At 52.9% G+C, this 17,488-nt stretch carries 13 protein-coding genes; 4 read left to right on the top strand and 9 right to left on the bottom strand.

Translation table 11 applies throughout. From position 1 onward, the window contains the following. Positions 1 to 63: 63 nt before the first annotated feature. The 7 genes from arnF to arnB are packed head-to-tail and all read right to left on the bottom strand — an operon-like array spanning position 64 to position 7,412. Positions 64 to 429 (bottom strand): 4-amino-4-deoxy-L-arabinose-phosphoundecaprenol flippase subunit ArnF, encoded by a 366-nt coding sequence (gene arnF / locus AC6I8E_RS22170; protein ID WP_013356558.1) that lies wholly within the window; start codon positions 427 to 429, stop codon positions 64 to 66. After that, a complete protein-coding gene (gene arnE, locus AC6I8E_RS22165; RefSeq protein ID WP_013356559.1) occupies positions 426 to 746 on the bottom strand; it encodes a 4-amino-4-deoxy-L-arabinose-phosphoundecaprenol flippase subunit ArnE in 321 nt (106 codons plus the stop codon). The genes arnF and arnE overlap by 4 nt, the downstream gene beginning before the upstream one ends. After that, positions 746 to 2,413: a lipid IV(A) 4-amino-4-deoxy-L-arabinosyltransferase gene (gene arnT / locus AC6I8E_RS22160; RefSeq protein WP_497824916.1), complete on the bottom strand. Its 1,668-nt coding sequence runs from the start codon at positions 2,411 to 2,413 to the stop codon at positions 746 to 748. Before arnT ends, arnE begins: the two co-directional genes overlap by 1 nt. Further along, the gene (gene arnD / locus AC6I8E_RS22155; protein WP_013356561.1) at positions 2,413 to 3,315 is read right to left on the bottom strand and encodes a 4-deoxy-4-formamido-L-arabinose-phosphoundecaprenol deformylase; all 903 of its coding nucleotides are present in this window, start codon (positions 3,313 to 3,315) and stop codon (positions 2,413 to 2,415) included. The genes arnT and arnD overlap by 1 nt, the downstream gene beginning before the upstream one ends. Continuing rightward, a complete protein-coding gene (arnA, locus tag AC6I8E_RS22150) occupies positions 3,315 to 5,294 on the bottom strand; it encodes a bifunctional UDP-4-amino-4-deoxy-L-arabinose formyltransferase/UDP-glucuronic acid oxidase ArnA (RefSeq protein WP_110332377.1) in 1,980 nt (659 codons plus the stop codon). The genes arnD and arnA overlap by 1 nt, the downstream gene beginning before the upstream one ends. Beyond that, positions 5,291 to 6,274: an undecaprenyl-phosphate 4-deoxy-4-formamido-L-arabinose transferase gene (arnC, locus tag AC6I8E_RS22145; RefSeq protein ID WP_107320489.1), complete on the bottom strand. Its 984-nt coding sequence runs from the start codon at positions 6,272 to 6,274 to the stop codon at positions 5,291 to 5,293. The genes arnA and arnC overlap by 4 nt, the downstream gene beginning before the upstream one ends. Position 6,275: 1 nt before the next feature. Beyond that, complete coding sequence (gene arnB, locus AC6I8E_RS22140; protein WP_147789891.1) at positions 6,276 to 7,412, bottom strand: UDP-4-amino-4-deoxy-L-arabinose aminotransferase; 1,137 nt, start codon at positions 7,410 to 7,412, stop codon at positions 6,276 to 6,278. A 695-nt stretch (positions 7,413 to 8,107) separates the two neighbouring features. On the opposite strand from arnB, the gene AC6I8E_RS22135 reads away from it, so the two are divergent. Beyond that, positions 8,108 to 8,686: a YceI family protein gene (locus tag AC6I8E_RS22135; protein WP_147789930.1), complete on the top strand. Its 579-nt coding sequence runs from the start codon at positions 8,108 to 8,110 to the stop codon at positions 8,684 to 8,686. Positions 8,687 to 9,156: 470 nt separating this feature from the next. Here the strand turns inward: AC6I8E_RS22135 and AC6I8E_RS22130 are convergent, their stop codons facing one another. Next, positions 9,157 to 10,170 (bottom strand): Gfo/Idh/MocA family oxidoreductase, encoded by a 1,014-nt coding sequence (locus AC6I8E_RS22130; RefSeq protein WP_147789892.1) that lies wholly within the window; start codon positions 10,168 to 10,170, stop codon positions 9,157 to 9,159. Between the two features lie 108 nt (positions 10,171 to 10,278). Here AC6I8E_RS22130 and AC6I8E_RS22125 point away from each other — a divergent pair, with 108 nt between their 5' ends. The 3 genes from AC6I8E_RS22125 to AC6I8E_RS22115 all read left to right on the top strand — a co-directional run bounded on the left by AC6I8E_RS22125 (position 10,279) and on the right by AC6I8E_RS22115 (position 12,801). Further along, positions 10,279 to 11,289 (top strand): LacI family DNA-binding transcriptional regulator, encoded by a 1,011-nt coding sequence (locus tag AC6I8E_RS22125; protein ID WP_013356569.1) that lies wholly within the window; start codon positions 10,279 to 10,281, stop codon positions 11,287 to 11,289. Positions 11,290 to 11,918: 629 nt separating this feature from the next. Further along, positions 11,919 to 12,362, top strand: a complete 444-nt coding sequence (locus AC6I8E_RS22120) for a PACE efflux transporter (protein ID WP_497824915.1) — start codon at positions 11,919 to 11,921, stop codon at positions 12,360 to 12,362. A 235-nt stretch (positions 12,363 to 12,597) separates the two neighbouring features. Further along, positions 12,598 to 12,801, top strand: a complete 204-nt coding sequence (locus AC6I8E_RS22115; protein WP_033785255.1) for an Hha/YmoA family nucleoid-associated regulatory protein — start codon at positions 12,598 to 12,600, stop codon at positions 12,799 to 12,801. Between the two features lie 188 nt (positions 12,802 to 12,989). On the opposite strand, the gene AC6I8E_RS22110 is transcribed toward AC6I8E_RS22115, so the two are convergent. Further along, positions 12,990 to 16,964 carry a S6 family peptidase gene (locus tag AC6I8E_RS22110; RefSeq protein ID WP_497824973.1) on the bottom strand — a complete coding sequence of 1,325 codons (3,975 nt, stop codon included), beginning with the start codon at positions 16,962 to 16,964 and terminating at the stop codon, positions 12,990 to 12,992. Between the last annotated feature and the right edge of the window lie 524 nt (positions 16,965 to 17,488).

Here is a 17,488-nt window from a genome sequence, read left to right as displayed (position 1 = left end):
TTAATTTCTATCCGAAAACGGTAATAAACAGGATCTACGATGCGGAAACGTTAATTTATTTGTTCAGGGCTTAACCACAATGCATAGCAGCCCGATAACAATAATTGCCACGCCCGCCAGGCTATGCCAGCTGAACGCCTCATGAAATACCGGCACGCAGACCGCCACCAGCCAGACCAGCACGTAACTCAGGCTGAGCAGCGGATAGACCCGATTCAGCGGAAAATAGTGCAACGCGCGAATCCAGCAAAGCATTGAGACACCATACGCGCCCAGCCCGGCCACCAACAGCAAGGCGGGCAGTATGGCAACAGCTGGCAGAGACATGATGCTGCTGGCATCGGGCAGCCGCGGCATCGCCCAGCGCATCATTAATTGTGCCACTGAAACCAGCAGCACGCTGCACGCGACCCATCCGTATCCTTTCATAGCTGACTCGCCATCAGCGCCACACCCGTCACCACCAGCAGCGTGCCGGCGATCTGACGCAGCGTCAGCCTTTCACGCCACAGGATGCGTCCGGCCAGCGCAACGAAGATGAAGTTCAGGCTCAGCATCGGATAGGCCTGGCTGACAGGCACCCGCTGCAGCACCAGCAGCCAGAGGAGCATCGCAACGCCTAACAGCAGCACGCTCAACCCAATCCAGCTCAGGCGAATCCGGCGCGATGCCGCATGAGTCGCCTGTTTCTGGCACAGCTGCGCACTGCAACTGAGCAGACTCACCAGCACAATCAGCAGCAGCATTACTTCATCTGACCGTAGTAGAGGCAGACCAGCCTGCCCTGACGATAGACCGCATCAGGCACCGGCACATCCTCCCCGATATCGCTGTGCACCGAGTCGACCAGCAACAGCAGCGACACGCTTCCGGTACGGCGATGGTCGGCAAGCCAGCTGCCGAAGTCGACCTGAGAGACAAAACGGGACTGCGTATCCGGGTAGCTCAGCCCATATTCCAGCTCGCCTTTGGTGTCGTAGAAGCCAATATCGCTGCGCTGCAGATGCCAGGCGACGGCAGAAGCCACGCCGGGATTGTCCGCCAGGATAAAGCGGCTGGAGGCCAGACGTGCGCTAATCGTGGTAACAAAGTGCTGCGGCTGTTTAGCGTCGCGGATTTTTTCCGGGATCGCAGCGCCAATAAGCAGTGCGACACCCAGCGGACAAAGCGCGGCCGCCAGCCAGCGGCGCTGTGAAGATCGGCAGCTGTATGCGCCCACCAGCCCCCAGATGAGAAATGCCAGCGCGCCCAGTACCAGCTTCAGCATCTCGTGCGTGGCGAACAACGGATGATGCGTCACGCTCCAGGGCGCCAGCACCAGCAGCACCGTTGCCAGGGTGAGAATGCCGAAAATCAGGTTAAGCCAGCCATTAACGGTTAATGCGCGCCCTGCCCGCTGCGCGGCGTTCAGCCCATAGTGCGCCATCAGCAGCGACAGCGGCACAAAACAGGGCAGGATATAAGTCGGCAGCTTGCCCTTTGCCAGGCTGAAAAACAGCAGCGGCATAACCGTCCAGCTCAGCAGATAGAGCGCGCCCGGATGCTGCTGACGCTCGCGCCAGCCGATCATTAACGCGCCCGGTAACAGCGCCAGCCACGGCAGTGTGCCCAGCAGCAGAACCGGCAGGTAATACCAGAAAGGCGCCTTGTGCTGTGCATTCTCTTCAGCAAAGCGCTGGATATGCTCAACCCAGAAGAAGTAGTGCCAGAAATCGGGAGCCTGATGATAGATCGCCAGCGCCCAGGGCACGCTGATCGCTGCGGCTGAAAGTACCGCCAGCGGCCCGAAGCAGAGCAGCTCCGGAAGTCTCTTGCGCCAGATCGCCCACGGCAGAATCGCCAGCACCGGAACCGCCAGTGCCAGAAAGCCTTTGGTCATAAATCCCATGCCGCAGGCGAGACCCAGCAGCAGATAACCGCCCACACGGCCAGTTCGTCCGGTAGCCTCTGTTGCCAGCCAGAAGCTGCACATCGCCGCCGCCAGCCAGAGCATCAGCATAGGATCGAGCACCGCATAGGTACCCACGCCATAGACCAGCAGCGAACTGAGGAAAATCAGGGTGCCGACCGCGGCGGTACGCGTCGAACCCAACAGCCGGCGGCCAAGCCAGAAGATCAGCGCAGCGGTGATCGCCGTGGAGAATATCGAACCCGCCCGCACGCCAAAATTGTTGTGGCCAAACAGCCACTGACCCAGCGAGTTAATCCAGTAACCCGCAATTGGTTTTTCAAAATAGCGCAGGCCAAAGAAGTGCGGTGTGATCCAGTTACCGGTCGCCAGCATCTCCCGGCTGATCTCCGCATAGCGGGTCTCATCCGGTTGCCAGAGATCGCGGAACACTGGCGGGATAAGGTAATAGAGAATAAAGAAGCTGAAAAAAAGCACCCACTTCGTGTTGTTACGTATCCGCACTAGTTCGCCTCTTCAGTCAGTTGCTGGCAACCCAGCCACCCTTCCCGTCCGGGGATTTCGCCTCTGACGACCCTGCCCACCGGTAACGTGCTGAGATCGTCGGGCAGCAGCTCGCCTAACGGACAGAACTGGATGCCGTTACGTTCTGCAGCATCCAGCAGCCGGTCAAAGTCCGGGTAGCCGATGATCCCCTCGACTTCAGCATGTATGGTGTAAACCGCGCCCTCATCAGACGCGAGCATCTTCGCCAGAATGTAGTCGTTATACCCTTCTGCGCTGACCTCGCGGCCAACCACTTCATCCCATGTGGGCAGCGTTACCGGGATCTGCACCGTGCCGATCTGCCCATCAGGCAGCAGGGGCCGGAACGGGCCGCTGCCGCGACAGTCGCTGTTGTAGTGAAAGCCGAAGTCCTGCTTGGCGGCGATCACCCGGCCATCGGCGCGCCAGCCTGCAACGGCCGAGCAGCTGACAGGGTGACCGAGGATTTCACTCAGCGTTTCGGTGCCACGGGCTATCTGCTCAACCAGCTTATCCTGCGGCCAGACGCCTGCCCAGGTTTGCCAGGCAAAGTGGTCCCAGGCGTGCAGACCAACTTCATGCTGACGTGTGGCGTCCTGCATGATTTGCCGCAGGCCGCGTCCCATCAGCTTTCCCGGCCAGGCCGTGCCGGCGAGCAGAATGTCCCAGCCATAGAGCGATGCGGCGCGGGAACGCAGCATCTTCATGAGAAATGCCGGTTTCACCAGCCGCCAGAGATGGCGGCCCATGTTGTCCGGTCCCACGCTGAAGAAAAAGCTGCCCCGCACCGCATGACGCCGGAACAGCTCAAGCAGCGCCGGCACCCCCTGCTTCGTGCCGCGCCAGGTATCTACGTCAATCCGCAGACCGATCTTCTTCATCACTTATCAGCCTGTTGCTCGACGGTGCGCAGGAAGAAGTCGAGCGTGTTGTCGATAGTGACATCCATCGTGACGGTCGGCGTCCAGCCCAGCAAACGACGCGCATTGCGGATAGCGGGTTTGCGGTGCTCCACATCCTGATAGCCTTTTCCATAGTAGCTGCTGCTCTCCACTTCCCGGAAACCGGCAAACGGCGGAAACTGGCTGCGCAGCGGATGGCGTTCGAAGCTTTCCAGCAGCTGCTCGGCCAGCTCTTTGATACTGGCTTCGTTGTCCGGGTTACCGATATTGATGATCTGACCATCACAATTCTGCTGCTTGTTTTCGATGATGCGGAACAGCGCTTCCACGCCATCCTGAATATCGGTAAAGCAGCGCTTCTGTTTGCCGCCGTCGATCAGCTTAATCGGCGAACCTTCTACCAGGTTGAGGATCAGCTGAGTGATCGCACGGGAGCTGCCGATGCGTGCCGCATTGAGGTTATCCAGACGCGGTCCCATCCAGTTGAAGGGACGGAACAGGGTAAAACGCAGCCCCTCTTTTTCGCCATATGCCCAGATCACGCGGTCCAGCAGCTGTTTCGATACGGAGTAGATCCAGCGCTGTTTGTTGATCGGCCCGACCACCAGATTAGAGGTATCCTCATCGAAACTGGCATCGGTACACATGCCGTAGACCTCAGAGGTAGACGGGAAAATGATGCGCTTCTGATACTTCACGCAGTCGCGAATGATTTTCAGGTTCTCTTCGAAATCGAGTTCAAACACGCGCAGTGGGTTGCGGGTGTACTCAATCGGCGTCGCAATCGCCACCAGCGGCAGGATGACGTCACATTTTTTGATGTGATACTCAATCCATTCAGAGTGGATCGCGATATCCCCTTCGACAAAATGGAAGCGCGGATGCTCCAGGAAGCGGCTGATAGCATCTGAACTGATATCCAGGCCGTAGACTTCGAAATGTTCATCCTGTAGCAACCGCTCGGTGAGATGGTTACCGATAAAGCCGTTAACACCCAGGATCAGCACGCGGGTACGGCGCTGCAGCACCGACTGCGGCTTTGAATAGAGCAATGCGCCAGGCACCATGCCCAGGCTCTGCGCCAGCTGACTGCCGTTCATGTAAACGCCATGCTCAGACTGTCCGGTCTGGATTTCCAGTGCGCCTTCGCCGCAGGCGATCAGGAACGGCTGTTTAGAGATGACCGTACCCGGTTTCGCCTGCTGCTGCTGCGGATGAACCCGGCTCTTCCAGACGATAAATTTAACCGAACCGGCAAAGGCGAATGCGCCAGGCCAGGGATCGGTGACCGCTCTGACCAGATTGTGAATCGTCGCAGCAGGCTGATTCCAGTCAATGCGGCCATCTTCGGCCGTGCGACCGCCCACGCGGGTTGCCTGGCTCTCATCCTGTGGCCACTCACTGACCTCACCCTGACGCAGGCGAGGCAATACGTCGCTCAGCAACTGCTCTGCGGCCTGGGTCAGCTTGCGATGCAGCGTCAGCGCATTGTCCTGATCGTCAATGGCCACTTTCTGCTGCGCCAGAATATTACCGGCATCAGCGCGCTTCACCATGCGATGCAGCGTGACGCCGGTTTCTCGCTCGCCATTGACCAGCGCCCAGTTCAGCGGTGCCCGGCCGCGGTATTTAGGCAGCAGGGAGCCATGCAGGTTAAAGGCCCCCTTCTGAGCGCATTGCAGGATCTCATCGCTCAGCAGATGGCGATAGTAGAAGGAGAAGATCATCTCTGGTGCCATGGTACGGATGCGGTCAAGCCAGATCGGATGATTCGCCTCGTCCGGTGCATAAACCGGAATACCGTGCTCTGCCGCCAGGCGGGCTACCGAGCCGAAAAAGTTATTTTCGGTCGCCACGTCGTTGTGCGTGAAAATGGCGGTGATCTCATAGCCTGCATTCAGCAGGGCATTGATGCCGACACAGCCCATGTCGTGATAGGCGAAAACAACGGTCTTCATGATTGAGTATCCTGTACTGAAGGCTCTTCAGGAGCCTGAACAATGCGTTGAACGAAATAGCGCGGACGCGCGCGAACGTCGTTATAAATGCGCCCGATGTACTCCCCGAGCAGTCCCATACCCACAAACTGGGCGCCGATAAACATGAACAGCACGGCGAACAACACGAAGACGCCGTCACCCGCCCAGGCCGCACCAAAAAAGAGTCGCAATACGATTAGCACCAGTGAGAAAGCAAAGCCGGAGAGCGCAATCAGGCTGCCGACCACGCTAAGCAGTCGCAGTGGCGTAGTGGTCAGGCAGGTCACCAGGTCGTACATCAGGTTGATCAGGCGCATAAAGCTGTATTTCGAATCGCCAAAAGCGCGTTCGGCGTGGATCACCGGCAGCTCGATGGTGTGACGGGCAAAGGTATTGGCCAGAATCGGAATAAAGGTGCTGCGTTCGTGGCAGTTGAGCATCGCCTCGACGATGTGGCGACGGTAGGCGCGCAGCATGCAGCCATAATCCCCCATTGCTTTGCCGGTGACCCGCTGAATCAGGTGGTTGAGCGTGCGCGAGGCCTTACGACGGAACCAGGTGTCCTGGCGCTGCTGCCGGACGGTGCCCACCACGTCATACCCCTGACGCGCAGCCTCGACCAGCCGCGGGATCTCTTCCGGCGGGTTCTGAAGATCGGCATCAAGGGTAATAATCAGATCGCCACGGACCTGGCTGAACCCGGCCATGATGGCAGAGTGCTGACCGTAGTTGCGGTTAAGCAGCACGCCGGTTATCCGGCTGCCGGGAACGGTGGCGGCCTGTTCAATCAGTTCGGCAGAGCGGTCACTGCTGCCGTCATCCACCAGCAGAATTTCATATTCAAGGTTGATGGCGTCGCAGGCGGCGCTGGTGCGCTGCAGCAGCTCCGGCAAACTCTCCTGCTCGTTATAGACAGGGATCACCACGGACAGCATATTGATCGGTTTGATATCGCGCATCTCAGGCTCCGGCAATGTCATGTAAAGCCTGAATCACGCGTTCAACATCCTGATCCGTCATGGATGGAAACAGCGGAATTGAACACATCTGCTGGCTGTTACGGTCACTGGCGGGCAGACGCAGATCGGGATAGCGCTCGCGGTAATATTTGTGGGTATGCGCTGCACGGAAATGCAGGCCGCTGCCGATGTCCCGCGTCTTCAGCGCCTGCATAAACGCATCACGAGAGAGGCCGCAGCGTTGTTCATCAATGCGGATAATAAACAGGTGCCAGGCATGCTGATGCGGCCACTCTGGCCGTGAAAGTGGTGTAAAGGGCAGCGAGCGCAGCGCCTCAAGATAGCGTTCGGCAATCTCACGGCGGCGGGCAATAAAGCCCGGCAGTTTCTGTAACTGCACCAGCGCAATGGCTGCGCTGATATCGGGCAGATTGTATTTGAAGCCCGGCATCATCACTTCCGCCTGCGGCAGACGCCCCTGGGTCTGACGATCAAATGCATCCACAGCAAGGCCATGAAACTTCAGGCTGCGGATACGATCGGCGAGAGCGGCGTCATCGGTCACGACCAGGCCGCCTTCCGCGCAGGTGATGTTTTTGATGGCGTGAAACGAGAAGATTGCCGTGCCGCGATGCCCGACCGGCCTGTCGTGATAAGTCGTGCCCACCGCGTGAGCCGCATCTTCAATAATGGCAATGCCATGCTGCTCAGCCAGCTGATAGATCGGTGCGATATCGGCGGGCGCACCGGCGTAATGCACCGGAATAATGGCGCGGGTGCGTGGCGTAATGGCCTGAGCTATCCGTTCCGGCGTCACCATCAGGTTGTCCGGATCCACATCAATCATGACGGGCGTGGCACCCAGCAGCGTAATCAGGTTCAGGGTTGAAACCCAGGTCATGGATGGCGTAATCACCTCATCGCCAGGCCCGATCCCCATCGCCATCAGCGTGACATGCATCCCGGCAGTAGCCGAGCTCACTGCAATGGCATGCTGGTTGCCGGTCAGCTGAACAAAGGCCTGCTCCAGTTCGGCGCATTTCGCCCCGGTTGTTATCCATCCGGAGTCGAATACCGCTTTAACAGCAGCCAGCTCCTCATCACCGAATGAAGGGCGGGAAAATGGCAAAAAATCCATGCTAAAACTCCTGCAAATCAAACCCATAAACTGTCGCGCGTTGTTAATCGGATACAACGCCGGAAAAGAACTGGAATAGCGATTTATCAATGTCTGGCAGGCAGATAAGCCATAACAGGTTTCCCGTTATGGAATTAAGGTTACCGGACTGCTAATACAAGTTAACGTATGAAAGTTAACTGAACATTAAATGAATAGATTTAATTACAATAAAATCAACAGGGATTCAGTTAATGGATTCCTGAAAAGTTCACTATTATTTCAATAATATTTCCCCGGCACTCAACTCTTTTTGATTTATTGATATTTTGTTTATAAAACAGCAGGCCCGGCCTGTTGTCAGCTCAGATATAGCTCGCCTGACATCAATTCCCGCGCAGAATAAAAACGTAAGCCACTGATTAAAATAAGCTAATTTCAGATTGTGAATTGCCGAATCAATGTCGTCACATACTTCCAGTCAGGATTTCAGTAAAATGACAGATTAATAAAGTCGCCTTAATGTATTCTTAATATTTCCCGTTATTAATGTTCCGCTACCCGGAATAATCATTACATTTTGGTGAATCTGAGGTGACAGTCAGTTAATATCTTTCAGATTATCTGTGTCTCTATGGTAAAAGCAGTGCGAATAAAAGCGAATAAGATCGCGGTTTCAGGCATTAACGTTTGGTCTTTCTGAAAGAGAAAAAGTGATGATACGTGCCGCCTGTTTATGCACTCTGTTTGCCCTGATCAGCCCGGCGCTCTGTGCCGCGCCGGTAACCTATGCCATTACCCCCGATAAAACGTCGATTGGCCTTTCGTGGCGCGCCTTTGGACATGACTTTTCGCAGGCCAGACTGCAGGGCGTGACCGGCATGGTTACGCTTAATCCTGATGAAGATCGTGACGATCGTATTGAAGTGAATATTCCGGTGGGAACGCTGGTCGCCTCGAACAGCCTGTTAACCTGGCAACTGAAAAGTGATCTGTTTTTTGATGCAGAGCGCTACCCGCAGATTCATTTCGTCAGCAGTCGCGTGGCTGCGCTGGGTGACGGTAATTACCGGATTTTTGGCACGCTGACGGTTAAAGCTGTCAGCCGGCCGGTGGTGATGCTGGCCTCGCTGGACAGCGGGAAGACGCTCGTTCCTGCCTCTCGCTTGCTGGCACTGCATGCTTCCACCGCCATCTCTCGCTCCGCCTTCGGTATGGATCGGCTGGTCGGGGTAGTTGACGATCGGGTAAATATTGCGCTTAAGATTGCAGCGCAGGTCAGAGAGCCGCGCTGACCGTCACCGCTGCGCATGCCGCCGGATTAGGTAAGCGCTGCCTGTCATGTTTCAGCGGTGGACGCCGCTAGCGCGTCGGGATTAAGGAATGTCTGTACCTGTACCTGTCTCACCTTTCGCGCCCGTAAGTCGCTGATCCAGATGACGTAAAGGTTCGGGAAAAGCCATCGGTCAATACGAGTGCCCGGCATGAACTGCGCGCTGCGTTCCAGCGCAAGCTGGTTTACTGCACCAGCTTATCTGCCATGTCACGGTTATGCGATAACGCATAGCCGTACGCCAGGTGTTCCTCATGGTGCGGACAGAGGTGACTGTAAGTGATTTTTTGCTCTTCCCTGCCACATAAGACCTCGGGATGGTCATTAATAACAGACTTCAGATCGCGGTATTCCTCACAATCGGTAAACAGCTCAGCACCGGCTTCTATTCAATAAAAATAAACTTATTTTTTGTCCGCCTGCCATGCCGAATCAGATCAGCACGTTTTCCACCTGACAGAAACGCCTTTCCGTCAGGGACATCACCGCGGCTTCCGCAATCGCCTGTGCCCTGAGGCCATCCTCCAGACCAGGCAGATCCCCAACCTGCTCCCCGTTCAGCGTTCGGATAAATGCATCCAGATGAGCATAATAGGTTGGCTGCACCCGGCTGAACCAGTCTGGCAGCAGCCCAGGCTGCTGAATCTGCGCGCCCTGATAACAGCTGACTCCGCGCTGCGGCTGGGAGGCCGATTCCAGCATGCCTTTTGCCCCCATCACACTGATGCGTTCGTCATAGCCATAGCCGGTGCGGCGGGCATTATCGAGCTGTGCCAGCGCCCCGCTCTGCAGCCGCAACAGCAGCGTGCTGGTGTCCACGTCGGCGAATTCGCCGATCAAAGGTAGTGCCAGCGCGGCCCCCATCGCCGCCACTTCCGTTACCTCTTCTTCTGTCAGCCAGCGCAGCAGGTCAAAAAAGTGGATAGCCTGATCGCGCATCTGACCGCCGGACGCCTGAAGATAGGCCAGCGGCGGCATGGACGAAGAACGGCAGACCATCTGAATCAGTTCTGCCGGACCAATCCGCCCCTGACGGAGTTGCTGCTTTAGCTGCTGATGGCTGACATCAAAACGGCGATTAAACCCCACCGTGACCGGCACGTTGTAAGGGAGGACGTTAGCCACGGCCTTACGGGCACGCTCAAGAGAGAGATCGACCGGCTTTTCACAGTAGATTGCTTTACCGGCGCGGGCAGCGGCTTCAAGCAAATCCGCATGGGTTGGCGTCGCGCTGGCGATAAGCACCATATCAATTTGCGGATCGTTTATCGCTTCAGTCACGGACGCGACCCGGGCATCATAGCGGGTCGCAAAGTCGGCAGCGCGCGACGGTTCCGCATCCGCCACCCACACCAGCTCTACTCCGGGATGGGCCTGAAGATTCGCGGCATGAACTTCACCAATAAAGCCACACCCCAGCAGGGCAACACGTTGCTTTTTATTCATTTATTTGAACTCCATCATAGTCCGGCAGAAAGCTGCACCGGCAGGATAACGCGGCGTTTTACACTTACGGCATGATGTTTTGAGGTGTTTACCTCAGAGGAGAGCGGCATGTCGCTGAAAGAGGTCGCCCGACGGGCAGGTGTGGGACTGGCAACCGTGGATCGGGTGCTTAATGAACGTGGTGGCGTCGCGCCGGAGACGGTTCACAGAGTACTGCAGGCAGCACGGGAAATAGGTCTGAAGCGTATCCTGCCTGAAGAGCATCGTCATCCGTGGCAGATAGAACTGCTGCTGAGCAGCAACGATTCGTTTTTCTTTAAGCAACTGGCGCAGGATTTTACAGAGGTCGCCTCGCATCTGGGCTATCGCCGGTTAACGCTGCATCGCACCTTTGTTCCGGAAGCACAGCCCGGGCGACTGGCCAGGCTTATCAGACAGGGAGCAGAGACACGGGATGGACTGATCGTTTTTGCACATGAGCATCCGGCGATTTATGAGGCGCTGGAACATTGCCAGGTGCGTGGTGTACCTGTGATCTCGCTGGTCACCGATTTGCCTGGTGCTGCCCGGCTCTGTCATGTCGGGATCAACCAGTTGCAGGCAGGACGCACCGCCGCTCAGCTAATGGGTAAAATGCTGCATCAGCCCGGTGAGGTAGTGATGGTCAGTGGTCACAGGGATTACAGCGCGCATCGTCAGCGCATTGAAGGTTTTTGCACGCTGATGACTGAACGCTATCCCCATCTTCAGCTGCGTGAAGTTCTGGCCGCTCAGGAAAATCGCGACATCATCAGTAAGTTGCTGGAGAAACAGCTGGTTCGGAGCGGAAATCTGTTGGGAATTTACAACACCGGGCTGGGGAATACCGAAATCGGACAGGCGCTGGCACGGCATCGCCAGCTGAATCAGTGCGTCTGGGTCACCCATGAACTTTACGCCACGACACGCACGCTGATGGCGCAGCAGAGCGTTGCGCTGACGCTGGATCAGAATACCCGGCAGCATGCTCAGTTGGCGGTACAGCTGATGCTGAATTATCTGGAGCAGAAAGTGAAACCCGATGAGTATGCCAGTGGAAAAGTAGACTTCATGATTTATACAGCCGAGAACGCGTTATGAAGCAAACCAACACCTCATACTCTCCACCGGGGGCCGCATTTTCGTTATAGATGCCAGCCGTTGAATCTGTTTAGGCTATTGATAATGGCACAGCGGACAAACCACTTTTAACCTCATGCAGCCTCACTTTTACTCTGCACTTCTGTATTGCAATCGCCTCAGAACGTCAAAAAACGCCGACATACAGTTTTTAAAACTACCCATTCCCTAAATATTAAAATATAAATCTATATACACTCAATTTGTTATTTTAATATTCCACTCCATCTCTGAGTTGTTATCATCGCCTCGAATCCGACAGACCATCACCGCATGCAGTGAAAAACTTTCCAGATTAACCATTCTGGACCCGGGTCGTTGAACAGAATGAGTAATTCAGGAGCTGGCATGCTAAGGCGCATCACTGATAAAGCACGTTTTGTATAAGGTTTGATAAATATCAAGCCTGCCTGGATTTTTATTGGTAGTTTCCCGTTACGCTTTCACTTTATGACAGTGCGATGCTAAATTCTCATCGGTTTGAGGCAGGGAAACGTCCAGCGCTTTGAATATAAGCGGACTGAGCAGTAGGTTATCCTGAATTTTATCTCCACCGGTAACGGTGCCTGGCGGATTAATGAGAGCGTGGTTTGGAACAGTGTTTATCTCCGGTGCGCACCACCACAGAAAGAGTGCTGCACGCCGTTATTTTCGAAGTCGTTGCTAATGTCCTGGTATTCATCATTCTGATTAATTTTGCCTCGGCAGCACCTTCGCAGTCGGCACTGTTGACTATAGTTTCATCAACGCTGGCGATGGGATGGAACTATCTGTTCGACCTGATTTTTGACAGCGTTCAGCTGCAAACCGGATTTAAAAAAGACTGGCGAATAAGATGTCTCCATGCCGTTTTATTTGAGGCAGGTCTGTTATTCGTATTGATACCTTTTGCATCATGGTGGCTGGATATTACGCTACTCGCAGCGCTGAAACTGGAATGTGGATTGGTGCTGTTTTTTTTGGTTTATGCTTATCTGTTTAATCTGATATGGGATTACGGTAGGGCTGCAGTAAAAATCATTAAAAAACAATAAATTATAAAATCAATAAGGTGAAAGCTGATTTTTTAACCTTCTGCTTAGCCAGGTCAGTGAAGCGTCAGAGGCGACACTGCGCATCTGAACGCATCCAGTGCGTAAGGACACACGTATATCAGTTGTCAGGTTCTTATTTATTTTCCTGGCAGCATCGATAGCACAGCGAGTCAGCTTAAATAAAGTTAAGACCGCGCATAAGCTCATTTTTACAGGTTAACTCCAGCAAAAAATTATGAACAAAATCTACTATCTGAATAAGTTAAGAAACTGCCCGTCAACCGATATCCTGGATATCGTGACAAGCTATATGCGGAAAAAACTTCCTTCTGACGATCTCTCTTCTTTTGAGGGCGCATACGATCATCGCAAAGCCGAACTAATAATGAATGAGACTTACAACGAAGTGCCTGCGGAAGTCTGGCGATTAGTTTGCTGACGCTGAAATAAGCAGAAAAAATTAACATTAATACATTATCCGCTGAAAAATTACTGCACTGCTGATTATCCTTTTTCGTCTTACAGGTACGTCCGCAGGCTGATATTTTCCAGCAGGGATAATGTATCGATAAGTCAGAGCATCACCCCTTCATGCAGTGATGCTCTGATATTATTCAGACACGGATATCAGAAGTGATATGACAGGCCGATCATACCACTGTAATCCGTTTTAAATTCACCACCCAAACTGCTCTCTACTTTCGCATTTAGTGAAAGGCCAGGCGCGACAATACCTTCCAGCCCTACACTGCCATGATAACGGTTATCTGACCAGGCGCTGTATTGCCGGTTTGACTGACGATCGGAAAGTGTGGTTGTGGAGCCATTTCTACCAGGTGAATACTGATAGGCCAGACTGGCATTGACGTTAATATTCGGCATTAATGCGCCCAGACCGCGTTTCTGCACCATGAACCCGCTGCTGGTGAAGTAAGGTGTGGATGAACTTAACGAAACTGACGCATCTTTCCCTTTCAGGGTATAGCCGGATATGACACCAGCGGTCACACCAACAAACGGTGAGATAAACAGAGTATCGTCAGCCAGCGCAAACTCATAGCCAGTGCGCAGGCTGCCTGCCAGCATATGGCTGTCCTTTTTCATGCCATTAATATTTAAAGCAGGATCCAGCGTTATCTCCTGATTCAGATACATATAACGACTGGCCGCATCAAAGAACCATCCAGTATCAGCCTGCCAGGAATAAAATGCACCGACAGTAGCCAGTCGATGTTTTTCATGACCCTCCCCTTTTACCTCACCCTGCGTATAACTGGCGCTGATACCGGCTGTTTGCTTGTCGCTGCGGGCATCCCAGCCCACATTCAGTGTTTGCTGGTTGACGTCGAGTCCAAGAAAATGCCCTTTTTTCTGCTCTATTGTTGCCCATGATCTGCTGTTTTCTGGCGCGGCGCGCAGACTGTCAGTGCGGTTATGCAACTGACTGACCGCTTCACTGAAAATGTACTGCCGCGAGGCGATTAAGGCACGCGTGCGCTGGATCAATGGCAGGTTGTCGTAAACAGAGAACCAGTCATCCGGATTGAACGCCGGCTTTTTGGCTTCCTCTTCTGCTTTCGCTGCTTCCTCTTTCGCTTTTTCTTCAGCTTCGGCTTTTGCCTCAGCCTCTGCTTTGGAATTAGCTTCTTCCTCTGCTTTCGCTTTCTCTACAGCAGCTTGCTCAGCAGTAGCATTATCCGCTGACGAAGCGTCTGTAGCAGGCGCTGGCTCTGGCGTTACTTCTGGCTCAGGGATAACATCTGGCGCTGGCGTCGGTTCCGGCTCAGGGGTAACTTCCGGTGCTGGCGTCGGTTCCGGCTCAGGCGTGACTTCCGGCTCAGCCGACTTATTACTTTCCAGCACCCACAAAACACGGTCGTTATTGTCTTTCACCTGATAATTGGGGGTGTAAACGCTAAATCCGCTGTAGCTGTCTGCAAAAGAGAAATAGCTGTGCGACGTGCCAGCAGGTGCATCAACCATTACCAGATCCTGGGTCAGCGCAACTTCGTCTTCACTTCCGATTAGCAGACTTACGTCCAGCAGGTTGTCGCCACCACTCACCGAATTTTTTACAATCAGTTTGTCGCTTTCCAGTGTGGAGGGTTTAACGCCTAACATCAGATTTAACCCGGTCGCATCCAGCGTATCGACATTCAGTGTTTTGGCGCTCCAGCGGCCTGAAGGCACCATTGAAAGTGTCGAACCACGTCTCGCCAGAAGTGAACTGATATTACTGTTGCCGGTCATCGTCCATTTCGCATTGGCATCCAGCGTCATAAGGCTGCTGCCTGTTGATGTTACGGCCCCCTGATAGTTAACCTTACCAAGATAAAGTGAGGCATTGTTAGCCAACTGAGCATCGCCTTCCACTTCGCTGGCGGGCAGCATTGCCAGTGCATCCGCGCTTCGCACTGGCTGACTGCAGGAAACATCATCAGAATAGATGGCAGAATAGCAACGCCAGCTTTTCTCGCCTGCAAGCTCGCTATCGTTGTAGCCAAAAGAGAGTGTTGACGAATCAGCAGCAACAATGTTGGCTTTCACTCCAGCATATTCTCCCACCTGGAAATTCGCACCAGTACCTACATTGATCTGATCGGCTTTAAACAGTGAAGTGTTCCAGTCGTCATCAACGATAACGCCTCCCGCATGTGGAACCGGCTGACCAGAGAGCACCACCGTGCCATTCTCAACATTGAGATTGCCATTCAGGTTCATGCCCCCCGTAAGTGCAGTAATGGCCGTAGCGTTGTGCGGCAGGATATTCACGTTCATCACGCCGTTAAGCGCTTTCTCCAGGGTTTCTCCCAGAAAGCCTCGGAATACCTGAATATTAAGCTGTGTGAGGCGATGATTGATCGCTTCATCCGCATCGGTTCCAAGATACGTCCAGGTCGATGTCGAGGTTTTATCGGTTGGGAAATACCAGTAGGATGAGGTATTTAATTGAAAATACTCGGTATCTTTGGTGTAGGGGTTTTTATACACATAGATATTACCTGGTGTTCCTTTTGGGTTACTGCCCGTAAATGTATAAAAGGGAACGTCTGCGGCGGTGTAACCCGTGATGTTGAGTGTTGCGTCTTTATCACTGTGGTTAACCAGCGTTGCACCGCTGTCGGTATGGTTGATCTTTTTAAAACTCAGCGCATTGCCATTTAAATCTAAACGACCGCCGCGGTAGCCAAAGAAGATCTGGTCAGTCGCAACCTGACTTTCATCATTCAGTACAACAGTTGGCCGACCACTCACTAAAGTGACTGACGAAAACGCCTGTTTATTGCCTGAGGCATCAGCTTGTTGATCGAGGATAACGGTACCCTCTCCCACATTCAGTAAACCCGGGTTTGTGCCAATGGCATTGATATGCAGTGTACCTGCGCCGATTTTATGCAGCGCATCGCTTGCCACGCCATTGACCTGCCACAGAACCTCTTTGTCCGCGTCAACCTCAATGCCGCCGCCAGCCCAGGTCGCATTGACGCCGTCGGCAGACGAGACAGTGTAGTTATTGGAAAACTGAAGTTTGCCAGCGCCCATGTTGATCGGCGTATTTAGCGTGATCAGCCCGCCAGCACCGTTGAAGCGAAGATCTTTGGTGGCATCAAGTTCTGCATTGGTGGCGGTAGAGGGCGCCGCTGACGCATAGGCCGAATCCAGGCCTGCCCATGACCAGGAGGAACCGTATTGTGTGATCGCGGTGTTGTCCCAGAAAATCGTGCCGTTACCTGCGACATCGACAACATCAGGAGAGGTGTTAGTGGCAATAGTGCTTTGAATGTAACCATCCGGAATATATTCCCAGATACTCTCGGTGCCGTAAGGCTGATCATTAACAAACGCACCGTGTAACACCCCTGCAATCTTCCAGACCTTATCTGTTTCGTCATAGACCATGATTGGGCTGCCACTGTCACCAGCCATAGTCCCGATCGCCAATGGTGAAGTCAGGGGATTATCTGGACCATAGTCGATCGCACGCAAACTCCCGGATGGCGTGGTAACTGTACCGGCATTGATCGTTCCCCCACTAACCCAGTTATAAGCACCACTCAGGGTAATCTGCTGTGTCTGATCTTCGCTGACCTGGCTTTGTGTACCACCACCGATACGGGTATACCAGGAGTAGCGCGAAGTATCCCCTTTACGGATCTCAGACTTCTCTACGGTTTCAATTGGTCCGGCATCGATAACCACTTTATTCAGACGTGGCAAATGAAAATCGACGTCTGAATCAGATAGTGTTTCATTACGATTAATCAGCTTGTAAGTTGCGCCATACTGCGCACCTTTACCAAAACCCACTGACTGATAACCGGTATTATGGCGTGCACTGGCAACATAGGAAGGCGCAACCAAGGTACTATAACCATAATTAGCGACCATGCCGAAATCGGGCATAGCGAAATCAAGATACCCCGATAAAGTACCATCCATTTTATAGATCGGTATATTCGTCAAACCAACAGAATAATTCCCCAGGTTTTCAGCGAAATCACGATATTCCTGCACATCAACATCGTGTCGCATGATGCCCGCATAAGATTTTGTGCAGATAAAGAAGGTGCAATATAACGCTGCGTTTCCAAAATGTTTCAATGGATTATCCTCATGAGGCTATTATTATTTAAGAAAAACACCTTAATTAATGAAATAGTATCATTATGACAATCGGCAACAGAATCTGAGTTTTATATAGATATTGATTCAGATCAAAGTAAGAAGCCAGATTAGCGTAAAATTTGTGATAACCCATTGTATTAAAAGGCTATAAAAACCCATTACCAAATTGGATTAAAGTTTTTCATTTAATATATTTATTAAAAATCATGTCGGGACAATTGCCAAATGAGATCAAAATAGATATAAAAAAACACTTCCTGATAAAAATAATTTGTTAATTCAGAATAAAATTTTTTATCTACCGGAAAGTTAATTTTTATCTAAAAAAAGCTAATAACACTTTGTGGAAATAATGATCAATATCATTCATGGGATTAACCCATCCAGTGTCTGGTACACATAAAACACGCGGTTAACCCATTTATAGTGTAAGAACGACACCAGAAATCCGTAGTAGTCCAGAAAAAGGACTGCGATAAATGATCGGGTGTCTTGCAAAG

It is taken from the genome of Pantoea sp. X-Soil-YNGN-785 (assembly GCF_059730585.1).
Note: the sequence above shows the minus strand (reverse complement) of the source record. Positions and strands in the feature narration are given on the sequence as shown.

Coding starts and splice junctions, on each gene's coding strand:
- arnC (WP_107320489.1), bottom strand. CDS start 6,274: ATGCGCGATATCAAACCGATCAATATGCTGTCCGTGGTGATCCCTGTC.
- arnF (WP_013356558.1), bottom strand. CDS start 429: ATGAAAGGATACGGATGGGTCGCGTGCAGCGTGCTGCTGGTTTCAGTG.
- AC6I8E_RS22130 (WP_147789892.1), bottom strand. CDS start 10,170: ATGAATAAAAAGCAACGTGTTGCCCTGCTGGGGTGTGGCTTTATTGGT.
- arnB (WP_147789891.1), bottom strand. CDS start 7,412: ATGGATTTTTTGCCATTTTCCCGCCCTTCATTCGGTGATGAGGAGCTG.
- arnA (WP_110332377.1), bottom strand. CDS start 5,294: ATGAAGACCGTTGTTTTCGCCTATCACGACATGGGCTGTGTCGGCATC.
- AC6I8E_RS22125 (WP_013356569.1), top strand. CDS start 10,279: ATGTCGCTGAAAGAGGTCGCCCGACGGGCAGGTGTGGGACTGGCAACC.
- arnD (WP_013356561.1), bottom strand. CDS start 3,315: ATGAAGAAGATCGGTCTGCGGATTGACGTAGATACCTGGCGCGGCACG.
- arnE (WP_013356559.1), bottom strand. CDS start 746: ATGCTGCTGCTGATTGTGCTGGTGAGTCTGCTCAGTTGCAGTGCGCAG.
- AC6I8E_RS22135 (WP_147789930.1), top strand. CDS start 8,108: ATGATACGTGCCGCCTGTTTATGCACTCTGTTTGCCCTGATCAGCCCG.
- AC6I8E_RS22115 (WP_033785255.1), top strand. CDS start 12,598: ATGAACAAAATCTACTATCTGAATAAGTTAAGAAACTGCCCGTCAACC.